The following is a 12,947-nucleotide window of genomic DNA, read 5'->3' on the forward strand; positions in this document are numbered from 1 at the left end:
AAATCAGCACAAACATGCATAGCAGATTTTAGAGATGCCGCAAGCATAAAGAAAATGCCGCGCCTTTTGACGGACGCGGCATTGCAAGCGCGATGGTTCCATGGATATGGCGGTGTCCAATTGACCCGCCGCTACGCATCCCCTCATCCTGAACTTGTCGAAGGACGAGGGGAAAGGGGGCGTAAAACCTGAAACCCCCAGCTTCGGTTGGACCGAAAGCTATTCGGAGTAAACGACCAGCAGGTCTTTCGCGTCGATCTGCTCACCGGGGCGCACCAGCACTTCGGCAATGACACCGTCGCGCTCGGCATGGATGGCCGTTTCCATTTTCATCGCCTCGATGGACAAGAGCACATCGCCTTGGGCAACCTTCTGCTCTGCAGCAACCGCGACGGTCGAAATGACTCCCGGCATCGGCGCGCCGACATGGGCGTCATTGCCCGGTTCCGCCTTGCGGCGCACACCGCCGGAAGCACCCTTGGCGCGGTTCGGCACCTTGATGCGGCGCGGCTGGCCGTTCAGCTCGAAGAACACCGTCACCATGCCTTTTTCGTCGGTCTCGCTGATCGCCTGATTGACGATCACCAGCGTCTTGCCGCGTTCCAGATCGACAAAGATTTCTTCCTCCGGCTTGAGGCCGTAGAAATAAACCGGCGTCGGCAGAACGCTTGTCGGACCGTAAGTCTCATGCGCGGTGGCATAGTCGGTGAACACTTTCGGATACATCAGCGCCGAGGCGAATTCCTGGTCGGAAATCTTGCGGCCCACCGTTTCCTCTGCACCTTTACGTTCCGCGTCCAGATCGGCCGGAGCCAGCAGAGAACCCGGACGCACGGTGAACGGCTTTTCGCCCTTCAGCACCTTTTTCTGAAGCGCCTGCGGCCAGCCCGATGGCGGCTGCCCGAGATCGCCGCGCATCATCGACACGACCGAATCCGGGAAGGCGATGTCCTTGTCCGGGTTTTCGACATCGGCCACCGTCAGGTCCTGGCTGACCATCATCAGCGCCATGTCGCCCACCACCTTGGAAGACGGCGTGACCTTCACGATATCGCCGAACATGCGGTTCACATCGGCATAGGCCTGCGCCACTTCATGCCACCGGGTTTCAAGACCGAGCGAACGCGCCTGTTCCTTCAGATTGGTGAACTGACCGCCCGGCATTTCATGCAGATAGACTTCCGAGGCCGGTCCCTTGAGATCGCTTTCGAAGGCGGCATACTGATTGCGCACCGCCTCCCAATAAAAGGAGATATGGCGGATCGAATCCGGGTCGAGGCCGGGATCGCGTTCCGAACCGTGCAATGCTTCCACGATGGAGCCGAGACACGGCTGCGATGTGTTGCCCGAAAGCGCATCCATCGCCGCATCGACCACATCCACACCGGCATCGACCGCCGCCAGCACAGTAGCCGCCGCAATGCCCGACGTGTCGTGGGTGTGGAAGTGGATCGGCAAGTCGGTTTCTTCGCGCAGCGCCTTGAACAGGACACGCGCCGCAGCAGGCTTCAGCAGACCGGCCATGTCCTTGACGGCGATGATATGCGCGCCTGCCTTCTCGACCTCCTTCGCCAGATCGACGTAATAGTTGAGGTCGTATTTGGCGCGGTCGGGATTGAGAATATCGCCGGTATAGCAGATGGCCGCTTCGCAGAGTTTTCCCTCCTCCAGCACCGCATCCATCGACACGCGCATGTTCTCGACCCAGTTGAGACTGTCGAACACGCGGAACAGATCGATGCCGCCGCGCGCTGCCTCACGCACGAATTGCTGCACCACATTGTCGGGATAGGACTTGTAGCCGACGCCATTCGCGCCGCGCAAAAGCATCTGCAACAAAAGATTTGGCGCACCCTCGCGTACGAGCGCCAGACGCTCCCACGGGTCTTCCGTCAGAAAGCGCATGGAGACATCGAAAGTCGCCCCGCCCCAGCATTCCAGCGAGAACAGGTTCGGCAGCGCCTGCGCATACGACTGGGCGATGCGGGCAATGTCGTAAGTGCGGACACGGGTGGCAAGCAGTGACTGATGACCGTCGCGCATGGTCGTATCGGTGATGAGCGCACGTTTTTCGTTACGCACCCATTCGCCGAACTTTTTCGGCCCAAGCTTATCGAGAAGCTGCTTGGTGCCGTCCGCCACCGGCCTGTCGCCGAACCAGGGTACATGCGGTTTCGCCGCATCCTGCGCCGGCCTGGCGCGGCCCTTGGTCTCGGGATGGCCGTTGACGGTCACATCGGCAATATAGGTCAGAAGCTTGGTGGCGCGATCCTGCCGCTTGACCTGCTCGAACAGTTCCGGCGTCGTGTCGATGAAACGGGTCGTATAATCGTTCGACTGGAATTTCGGATGATTGATGATCGCTTCCAGAAAGGTCAGGTTCGTCGCCACGCCGCGAATGCGGAACTCGCGCAAGGCGCGATCCATGCGGCGGATTGCTTCCATCGGCGTCGCCCCGGATGCCGTCACCTTGACCAGAAGCGGGTCGTAATAGCGGGTGATGAAAGCGCCCGAATAGGCCGTGCCGCCATCGAGGCGAATGCCGAAACCGGACGCCGAGCGATAGGCCTGAATGCGCCCGTAATCGGGGATGAAGTTCTGCTCCGGGTCTTCCGTGGTAATGCGGCACTGAAGCGCATGACCATTGAGGTGAATATCGTCTTGACGCGGCACGCCCGATTCCGGCGTACCGATGGCCGCACCTTCGAGAATATGGATCTGCGCCTTGACGATATCGATGCCGGTCACTTCTTCCGTGACCGTATGCTCGACCTGAATGCGCGGATTGACTTCGATGAAATAGAACTTGCCCGTATCGGCATCCATCAGGAACTCGACCGTGCCCGCGCCGATATAGTCAGTCGCGTGTGCAATCTTCAGGCCATGGCCTGCAAGTTCCCGCCGCTGTTCATCGTTCAGATACGGCGCGGGCGCGCGCTCAACCACCTTCTGGTTACGGCGCTGAATCGAGCAATCGCGCTCGAAGAGATGCACGGCATTGCCATGGGTATCACCCAATATCTGCACTTCGACATGGCGGGCGCGCTCAACCAGCTTTTCCAGATAGACTTCATCCTTGCCGAACGCGGCCTTGGCCTCACGCTTTGCCTCTGTCACCTCACGCGCCAGATCCGCCTCGGCGCGGATGGCGCGCATGCCGCGACCGCCGCCGCCCCAGCTCGCCTTGAGCATCAGCGGGTAGCCGATTTCGGCGGCGAGCTTCTTCACCTCTTCCATATCGTCGGGCAGCGGATCGGTGGCTGGCACCACCGGCACACCGATCTCGATGGCGAGATTGCGCGCGGCCACCTTGTTGCCGAGGCGGCGCATGGTTTCCGGCTTCGGACCGATAAAGACGATGCCATTTTCGGCGCAGGCTTCGGCAAATTCCGGGCTTTCCGACAAAAGCCCGTAGCCCGGATGGATCGCATCGGCGCCCGAAAGCTTGGCCACGCGAATAATCTCGTCGATGGAGAGATAGCTTTCGATCGGCCCCAGATCGCGCGCCAGATGCGGGCCGCGCCCGACCTGATAGCTCTCATCAGCCTTGAAGCGATGCATGGAAAGCTTGTCTTCCTCGGCCCATATGGCCACCGTTTTGAGCCCCAGCTCATTGGCGGCGCGGAATACGCGGATTGCGATTTCGGATCGGTTGGCGACCAGAATTTTCCTGATGGGCTTTCGGGCGAAAGACAAGGCAGACCTCCCTAACTGCTATGACAAAGGCAGCTTTGCTTACATGGCAATAAACCCAAGCGCAAACAAACTGTGCAATCGGAAGATAAAAATGGAACGCCCGGCTAAACGCCGGGCATTCTGATGCATTTTAAGGCAATTTTTGCTAATATATCAGGCAGGCTTACTTCTGGAAGTAATTGTACTTGCCGTCCTCGCCCTTGCGCCATTCGAACATGACATAGGGCGACAGGCTCGGATCGCCCTTCTCATCGAAGGAAATATCGCCAAGTACTGTCTTGAACGGGCCTTTCTGCTTCATGGCGGAGGCAACTTCCTGCGGGTCGTTGCTGCCTGCGGCATTGGCCGCGTTCACCAGCGACTGCACACCGGCATAGGCGTAGAACGTATAGGCCTCCGGCTCAAAACCCTTGTCGCGGAAGGACTTGATCAGTTCCGCATTCGACTGGTCGTCGCGCGGATCGGGACCGAACGTGTTCATGACACCGGCCACGGCGTCGCCAGCGATCGAGGCAAGTTCGTTCGACACGATGCCGTCGCCCGAAATGAACTGCGCCTTGAGGTCCTGATCGGCCATCTGCCGGATCAAGAGGCCCGCTTCCGGGTGCATACCGCCCCAGTAAACGGCGGTGATGCCCGCGGCTTTCATCTTGGAGATAAGCGCGGAGAAATCCTTGTCGCCCTGGTTCACACCCTCATAAAGCGTTTCCTTCAGGCCGTTCTCGTTGAGCGACTTCCGGGTTTCGTCGGCCAGCCCCTGACCGTAAGGCATCTTGTCATGCAGGATGGCGACCTTGCCGTCCTTGTAATTGTCGGCCATGTACTTGCCCGCGACGATGCCCTGCTTGTCGTCGCGACGGCAGGTGCGGAAAGTGTTCCACAATTCACGCTCGGTAAAGGTCGGGTTGGTCGTGCCCGGCGCGATCATCAATACGCCGTTTTCAGCATAGATGTCCGAGGTCGGAATGCTGACGCCGGAATTGAAATGACCGATCACGAACTGAACGCCGTCGCCGACGAATTTGTTGGCAACAGAAATGCCCTGCTTCGGATCGGCGGCGTCATCGCCATAAACGATGGCGATCTGTTCGCCGTTCATGCCGCCCTTGGCATTGGCTTCCGCGACCGCCGCTTCGACACCACGCTTGATCTGCTCGCCGAAAGCCGCCTGGCTGCCGGTCAGCGGCGCGCCGACGCCAAGCTGGATATCGGCAAGAGCCGTGCCGCCAAACGCAACCAGTGCGGAAAGGCACACGCCGCAGAACAAGGATGTCTTCATTTCGGTCACTCCCATTTTACCCGGAACGTCGCGCGTCAAAATGGACGCATAGCGAACGTTCCAACCCGGAGCGCGTCCCCAAAACCATGAGATGATTTTCGCATAAGACGCGCGGTTCATAACAAAAGGCCGGAGCGGTTCTCCCGACCGTGGCCGTCGGAACCGCTACGCATTTTCAAGACCGTGAGCGGTCGGGTCGAAACCGCCGCACACGGGCTTCATCTGCATTCGAAGAGGAGATCGTTTCGGTTCCCGGAACACAATTCGAGATTTGACGGTGCCCCACGCTGAAACCGGTCCTCCCACCGGAACGCAAACCGAGGATAGAGAATCACCCTATATCCAGCGGATAAAATAGATACAATCACGTCCTATTGCGAAGTAAAGTAAGGACTTCGGCTACATTCTGCTCTTTGCGCATGACTTTATGCTTCGGACTAGTGGATTGAATTTGACGTTTGAAACAGCATCTCGTTCAGTCGGGAATCAAACGTCAAATTCAATCCTCTAGATAGATAAGTTACGAGTGGTCCTTTCGATTCCGACATTTGCACGGCGCCTGTATCAGAGGGATGCAAATGCCGGAATCAGACCACCAGCCCAAAGAAAAATGCCCGGCGTGAAGCCGGGCATTTCAATCGGATCAAGGACAGGAAATTACTTCTGCTGAACGTAGGTGTACTTTCCGTCAGCGCCCTTTTCCCACTTGTACATGACGTAACCCGGAAGCTTCGGATCACCCTTTTCGTCGTAGGACAGGTCACCGAGCACGGTCTTGAAGGGACCCTTTTCCTTGAGCGCCTTGGCAACTTCCTGCGGATCGTTGCTGCCAGCGGCCTTGGCGGCCTGCGCCAGCGACTGAACGGCCGCATAGGAATACATCGTGTAGGCTTCCGGCTCGAAGCCGGCATCGCGGAACTTCTTCACCAGATCGGCATTGGCCGGATTGTTGCGCGGATCGGGACCGAAGGTGTTCAGCGTGCCTTCGACAGCTGGACCGGCAATGGAGGCCAGTTCGTTCGAGACGATACCGTCGCCCGAAATGAACTGGACCTTCAGGCCCTGATCGGCAAGCTGACGGATGATAAGGCCAGCTTCCGCGTGCAGGCCGCCCCAGTAGAGAACGTTCACGCCAGCCTGCTTGAGCTTGGCGATCAGAGCGGAGAAGTCCTTTTCGCCGACATTCACGCCTTCATAAACGGCTTCCTTGGCGCCAAGCTCGTTGAGCTTCTTCTTGGTTTCGTCGGCAAGACCCTGACCGTAAGGGGTCTTGTCGTGAATGACGGCAACCTTGGCATCCTTGAAGTTGTCGAAAATATACTGACCGGCCACGATACCCTGCTGGTCGTCACGACCGCAGGTGCGGAAGGTATTCCACAGCTCGCGCTCGGTATAGACCGGATTGGTGGCCGCCGGCGAGATTTCGAGAATGCCGTTTTCCGCATAGACTTCGGAAGCCGGGATCGCAACGCCGGAGTTGAAGTGACCGATGACGAATTTCACGCCATCGGCGGCAAACTTGTTGGCAACGGAAATGCCCTGTTTCGGATCCGAAACGTCATCGCCGAGCGTGATCGAAATCTTTTCGCCGTTGATGCCGCCCGCATCGTTGACTTCCTTGATCGCGGCTTCCGCGCCCTTCTGGATCTGCGCGCCGTAAACGGCGTTCGGACCGGTCAGAGGTGCGCCGATACCCAGAATGACGTCAGCCCAGGCCGAGCCCCCGAAAGCCAGCACTGCGGCAAGTGCAACGCCTGAGAAAAGCGATTTCTTCATTATTGGAACTCCCATCATTGTATTTACCCCGAAACGATGTTTTGCATCGCCTTATTTCTTGCTGATTACTCAGCAATATCTACGTTGAATCCTGTTACTGTCAACGCGATCCTTTTAAGCATCTGAATCAAAAGCGACCGGCCGGAATGGCGACTTTTGGAACAGGCACTCGGAAAGCCCCGCCGCAAGCCGGCGGAGCTTTGAAATTATTTCGACCTCCAGCTCAGCGGCGAAGCTTTTTCATAAAGCCAGCTATATTGCCGTATCATTTGCTTGGTGCGCGTGTAACGAAAGCCGACCGTACCGATCAGCATCAGGACGATCGTGTCGACCAGAAAATAATGGAGCGACAGAAGCGTTCCCTCGAACAGTGCGAAGTGGATGAAGCGCACGGCGGCCCCAAGCGGAACCAGATAGATCAGAAGCTGGGGATAGCTGCGCCAGGTCGAGGCGCAGGCACGACCGGTCATCCAGGCAGCCCAACCGCCCAGGAGACAGGTGATGAGGAAAAACAGCCCGAAAGACGGCTCTTCGTAGAGAATACCCTGCATGATTTCCTCCTAGTGCTTTCCGCCTTCGAGATAGGCGGCGCGGACTTCCGGATCGGCCAGCAATTCGCGACCGGCGCCGCTCATCGTGATCGAACCGTTGACCATCACATAGCCGCGATCTGCAAGCTTGAGTGCGCCGAAAGCATTCTGCTCGACGAGAAACACCGTCAGTCCCTGCGTGCGGTTCAGTTCCTTGATCGCCTCGAAGATCTGCTTGACGATCAGCGGCGCGAGGCCGAGAGACGGCTCGTCGAGAAGTAGCAGCTTCGGACGCGCCATCAGCGCGCGGGCAATGGCCAGCATCTGCTGCTCACCGCCCGAAAGCGTACCGCCGCGCTGGTTGATGCGCTCCTTCAGGCGCGGGAACAGGTCGAACATCAGCTTCACATCTTCATCGAAATAGTGCTGATTGTCGAGGCTCGCCCCCATCTGGAGATTTTCCAGAACCGTCATGCGCGGGAAGATGCGACGGCCTTCAGGCGATTGCGCGATACGAAGCTTGGCAATCTCATGCGGCGGCATGGACGTAATGTCCTTGCCGTTGAAGAGAATGCGGCCCGTGCGCGCCTTCGGCGAGCCGAAGATCGTCATCATCAGCGTGGACTTGCCGGCGCCGTTGGCGCCGATCAGCGCGACGATCTCGCCTTCATCGACGGTCAGGTCGATGCCCTTGAGGGCGCAAATATTGCCGTAATAGGTCTCGACCTTTTCGACGGCCAGAAGCGGTTGCTTTTTCTGCATGGTTTCAGCCTGCATCATTCGCCTCCCTTCTTCGGCTTGGCCGGGGTTGCGGTACCCTTGGCCGCCTTTGCGGAAGCGGTCTTGGAACGCGTCGGAGCGGCTTCACCGGAGGCCAGCCGCCTGGCCTGTCCGACCCAGTCTTCACGGGCGATGCGTCCGTCGAATTCCAGATAGGTTTCCGCCTCGACGACATCGGCTGCGGTCCATGCCGCGATCTGGTCGAAATGCCAGATGCCGTGTTCATTGAGCTTGCGCGCATTGACCGGGCCGATGCCCTTGATGACCGTGAGATCGTCGGCCTTGCCGCCGCGCGGCGCGGCCAGCACACCTGCAAGCCGAACCGCCGCCGAAGAGGCTTCACCGTGTTCGTGGCTGACTTCTTCAATGGCTTCTTCGGCAAGCTGTTCGGCAACGAGATGCGCCGGATCGACGATACCGGGCTTTTCCGCCTCTTCGATGAGTTCGGCGATCTCTTCGTCATCGACGCCCAGATAGGCGGCGATAACGCGCGGATCGTTCTGCACCACTTCCGGCGCACCATCGGAAATCTTGGTGCCGTATTCCAGCACGATCACATGATCGGAGATTTCCATCACGACCGACATATCGTGTTCGATGAGCAGGATCGACGTGCCGGTTTCCTTGCGGATATCGAGCAGAAGCTTGTTGAGCTCCGCCGATTCACGCGGATTGAGACCGGCGGCCGGTTCGTCAAGGCAAAGGATTTCCGGCTCGGTGCACATGGCGCGGGCGATTTCGAGACGTCGCTGATCACCATAGGGCAGATCGCCCGCCGGGTCGTCCGCACGGCCGATCAGGTTGATCTTCTCCAGCCAGTGGCGCGCCTTCTCGATGGCGTCCCTGGCTGCCGACTTGTAACCCGGCAGGCCAAGGAGGCCGAGGATCGTGAAGCCCGACGAACGCATCAGCGTGTTGTGCTGCGCGACCAGCAGGTTTTCCAGAACCGTGAGACCGGAGAACAAACGGATGTTCTGGAAGGTACGCGCCACTTTGGCGTGTTTCGTGATCTGGAAGTCCGGCAGGCGTTCCAGCAGGAATTTCTCGCCCGTCTTCCGGTTCATCGTCAACATGCCGCCCGTCGGCTTGTAGAAGCCGGTGATGCAGTTGAAGACCGTGGTCTTGCCTGCGCCGTTCGGGCCGATGATCGCCGTGATATCCCCACGCTTCACGTTGAAGCTCAGATCGTTGATGGCGACAAGACCGCCAAAGCGCATCGAAAGATGCTCGACCTGAAGGACGATGTCCTTGTCAATGTTGCCGGACGCAGTGCCAGACATAGTGCTTATCTCCGCCATCAGCCATGCCCTTCCTTGGTAAAGGCACCCGACACCATCTTCTTCTCATGCAGGAATGCACTCGGTTCCCGACTCCCGACGAAGCCGCGCGGTTTCCAGACCATGACCACGACCATGGCAAGGCCGAAGATCAGCATACGGTAGAGTTCGGGGGTGAATTCCGGTCCGAAAATGGCTTTCAGGAAGCTCATCTCGCGCAGGATTTCCGTGCCGCCGATCATCATGATGGCAGCAATGGCGATGCCGACCAGAGATCCCATGCCGCCGAGAACCACGATGGCGAGAATGACGGCCGATTCCAGGAACACGAAGGATTCCGGGCTGACGAAGCCCTGGCGTGCCGCGAAGAACGAACCCGCGAAACCACCGAACATCGCGCCCGTGGCGAAAGCCGTGAGCTTGGTCGTGGTGGTGTTGATGCCGAGCGAACGGCAGGCGATTTCGTCTTCACGCAGCGCTTCCCATGCACGGCCGACCGGCATACGCCGCAGACGGATGGTGACCCATGCCGTCAGAAGGGCAAGCAGGAGAATGACGTAATAGAGGAAGAACTTGTAATGCGCCGCCGAAAAGGTGAGGCCGAAATGAGCGGCGAAACCGTCCTTGCTGGCGTTGAAAGGCAGGCCGAGGAACGTTGCCTTGGCGATACCGGAGATACCGAACGTACCCCTGGTCAGATCGGTCCAGTTGATGAGAACCAGACGGATGATTTCACCGAAGGCCAGCGTCACGATGGCGAGATAGTCGCCGCGCAGGCGCAGGACCGGAAAGCCCAGAATGACGCCCCAGGTCGCCGCCAGAATGCCCGCGATCGGCAGCAGCATCCAGAAGGACAGGCCGAAATAGGAAGACAGAATCGCATAGGAATAAGCACCCACCGCATAGAAGGCGACATATCCCAGATCGAGGAGGCCGGCGAGACCGACCACAATGTTGAGCCCCCAGGCCAGCATCACATAGATGAGGATCTGGACGCCGAAATTATCGACCCATTTGAGCGACCCCTGCCAGCCGAGCATGGCAACGATCAGGATCGGATAGACGAAGAGAAAAGCCACGCCGAGACGCGAGAAATTGCGACGGACGAAAGACGGGCTTTCGACGGTGACGGCGGGCTGCTTGCTCTTGGCGAGCTTGCGCGCCTCCAGCCAGGGCTGGAGGAAAGCGATGAACAGGAACCGGCCGACCGCGGCCAGCGCGACCATGACGGCCAGCGTGCCCCAGCGTTGCTCCAGCACCAGTTCGTTGTTGATGTTCTGATCGGTCTTGAAGCCGATGATGAGGCAGAAGAGGCCCAATGCCAGAAGACCGGCGAGGATCCCTTCGCGAATGGCCCGGCCAAAAGGAGAATCCGGGCGTGAACTCGACTGTACAGCCATGATTACACCTTTTCGACTTCAGGACGGCCAAGGATGCCGGACGGCATGAAGATCAGCACGATGGCGAGGATCGAGAACGCGGCGACATCCTTGTAGTCGATCGAGAAATAGGCCGACCACAATGCCTCGATGAGACCGATGAGCAGGCCGCCGACCACAGCGCCCGGAAGCGAGCCGATGCCGCCCAGAACCGCCGCCGTGAACGCCTTGACGCCGGGGATGAAGCCGTCGGCAAAGGAGATCACGCCATAAAAGGAAAGGTAAAGCGTGCCGGCCACGGCCGCGAGCATCGCCCCCATGACGAAGGTCAGCGAAATCACGCGATCCACATTGATGCCGAGAAGTGCGGCCATCTTGCGATCCTGCTCGCAGGCGCGTTGTGCGCGACCGAGCGACGTACGGTTGACGATATACCAGAATACCGTCAGCAGCACGGCGGTCACCACGACCACGACGATCTGCTTGAGCGAAATCGTCACATTGGTGCCGAAGATACTGTAGGAACCGTTCAGGAGCTGAGGCACCGGCTTGTTGCGCGGCCCCTGCGTCACCTGCACGAAATTTGACAGGGCAATCGACATGCCGATTGCCGTGATCAACGGCGCGAGCCGGAACGAACCGCGCAGCGGCCGGTAGGCCACGCGCTCGATCGCCCAGCTCCACAAGCCAGTCAGCAGCATGGCGACGATCATCATCAGAAGAAGCATCAGCGTGATCGGCAATGCTCCGATGAAGGTCGTGATGATGAGAAAAACGATCAGCGCCATGAAGGCGCCGAGCATGAAGACATCGCCATGCGCAAAGTTGATCATGCCGATAATGCCATAGACCATCGTGTAACCGATGGCGATCAGGCCATAGATCGAACCGAGCGCGAGCCCGTTGATCACCTGCTGGAAGAAATATTCCATCTAGAAGCCACCCATTTTACCGCCCGGGGTTTTTTTGACGCATCTTTATTTCGTGCGCCTTCATTTTAATTCCCGGCCATTTACACCTAACGGCTGTATAGAGGATTGCAACCCCCTTTTGTCTCCAACAAAAGACTAAGGGCATCAACCTTCCACAAACTAGTTATGTCCCCTACCAAACGTCCTGTATATAATTTTTTCTCCTACCCAAAGCGCTTTATTCCACATTTTCCAAGAGGCCCGAAAGCCAAAAAATTGGGAGGCCGGTACGAAAATTACCGACCGTACCCACTTTACGCGACCGTAAACCCGTGTGCAAAGGGATCGCGGTCATCGATGAAGATCGTATTATATCCAGTCATGCGTGCCCAGCCCGCGATTGAAGGGATGATTGCCGGACGCCCCGCCACCTCGGCGGCACGCTCGACACGGCCGTGGAAAAGCGAGCCTATGATGGATTCATGCACGAATTCATCGCCGGGCTTCAGCTTGCCCTTGGCCGCGAGCTGCGCCATGCGCGCGGACGTACCCGTTCCGCACGGCGAACGGTCGATGGCCTTGTCGCCATAGAAGACGGCGTTACGGGCATGGGCTTCGGGATGTTTTGCCTTGCCGGTCCATAGAATATGGGTCAGGCGATTGATGTCGGGCAGTTCGGGATGCTGGAACTTGTATTTCTCGTTGAGGCGCTGACGCAGGACCGGACTCCAGGCGATCAGCTGCAACGCCGAATAATCGTCCATGTCCGTGTAATTTTCCTGCGGCTCGACAATCGCATAGAAATTGCCGCCATAAGCCACATCGACCTTGATCGCGCCAAGATCGGGGCATTCGACCTCAAGCCCTTCGGCATAAAGGAAAGCCGGAACGTTGGTCAGGCGGACCCGCTCCACATACTGGCCGTTCTGCTCATATTCGATGGCCACGAGACCGGCGGGCGTTTCGAGATTGAGCCTGCCCGGCGTCTTAGGCGTCACGAGCCCCTGCTCTATCGCCATGGTGACGGTGCCGATGGTGCCGTGACCGCACATCGGCAGGCAGCCGGACGTTTCGATGAACAGCACCGCCACATCGCAATCGGCGCGCGTCGGCGGGTAGAGGATCGAGCCGGACATCATGTCGTGGCCGCGCGGCTCGAACATCAGTCCGGTGCGGATCCAGTCATATTCCGCCAGAAAATGCGCGCGCTTTTCCATCATGTTCGAACCTTCGAGGTTCGGCCCTCCGCCAGCCACCAGACGCACGGGGTTGCCGCATGTATGTCCGTCGACGCAGAAAAAGGAATGTCTTGCCATGAT

9 protein-coding genes are annotated in these 12,947 nt (G+C 58.6%); all 9 read right to left on the minus strand.

The genetic code is table 11. The features are described from left to right. Positions 1-219: 219 nt before the first annotated feature. Positions 220-3,696, minus strand: a complete 3,477-nt coding sequence (gene pyc / locus FHS76_RS13960) for a pyruvate carboxylase (protein WP_183653690.1) — start codon at positions 3,694-3,696, stop codon at positions 220-222. Between the two features lie 163 nt (positions 3,697-3,859). After that, on the minus strand, positions 3,860-4,975 hold the full coding sequence (locus FHS76_RS13965; RefSeq protein ID WP_183653693.1) for a branched-chain amino acid ABC transporter substrate-binding protein: 1,116 nt from the start codon (positions 4,973-4,975) through the stop codon (positions 3,860-3,862). A 657-nt stretch (positions 4,976-5,632) separates the two neighbouring features. After that, positions 5,633-6,751 carry a branched-chain amino acid ABC transporter substrate-binding protein gene (locus FHS76_RS13970; RefSeq protein WP_183653696.1) on the minus strand — a complete coding sequence of 373 codons (1,119 nt, stop codon included), beginning with the start codon at positions 6,749-6,751 and terminating at the stop codon, positions 5,633-5,635. A 206-nt stretch (positions 6,752-6,957) separates the two neighbouring features. Next, a complete protein-coding gene (locus tag FHS76_RS13975; RefSeq protein ID WP_183653699.1) occupies positions 6,958-7,302 on the minus strand; it encodes a DUF6867 family protein in 345 nt (114 codons plus the stop codon). 9 nt (positions 7,303-7,311) lie between these two features. Continuing rightward, positions 7,312-8,058 (minus strand): ABC transporter ATP-binding protein, encoded by a 747-nt coding sequence (locus FHS76_RS13980; RefSeq protein WP_183653702.1) that lies wholly within the window; start codon positions 8,056-8,058, stop codon positions 7,312-7,314. Further along, positions 8,058-9,359 (minus strand): ATP-binding cassette domain-containing protein, encoded by a 1,302-nt coding sequence (locus FHS76_RS13985; RefSeq protein WP_183653711.1) that lies wholly within the window; start codon positions 9,357-9,359, stop codon positions 8,058-8,060. The genes FHS76_RS13980 and FHS76_RS13985 overlap by 1 nt, the downstream gene beginning before the upstream one ends. Further along, the gene (gene livM / locus FHS76_RS13990) at positions 9,359-10,738 is read right to left on the minus strand and encodes a high-affinity branched-chain amino acid ABC transporter permease LivM (RefSeq protein ID WP_183653715.1); all 1,380 of its coding nucleotides are present in this window, start codon (positions 10,736-10,738) and stop codon (positions 9,359-9,361) included. Before livM ends, FHS76_RS13985 begins: the two co-directional genes overlap by 1 nt. A gap of 2 nt (positions 10,739-10,740) precedes the next feature. Next, positions 10,741-11,649 (minus strand): branched-chain amino acid ABC transporter permease, encoded by a 909-nt coding sequence (locus FHS76_RS13995; protein ID WP_183653717.1) that lies wholly within the window; start codon positions 11,647-11,649, stop codon positions 10,741-10,743. Positions 11,650-11,942: 293 nt separating this feature from the next. Next, positions 11,943-12,944 (minus strand): 4-hydroxyproline epimerase, encoded by a 1,002-nt coding sequence (locus FHS76_RS14000; protein WP_183653720.1) that lies wholly within the window; start codon positions 12,942-12,944, stop codon positions 11,943-11,945. Positions 12,945-12,947: the final 3 nt, after the last annotated feature.

This window comes from Brucella daejeonensis (genome assembly GCF_014199265.1).
GTDB classification, from domain to species: domain Bacteria; phylum Pseudomonadota; class Alphaproteobacteria; order Rhizobiales; family Rhizobiaceae; genus Brucella; species Brucella daejeonensis.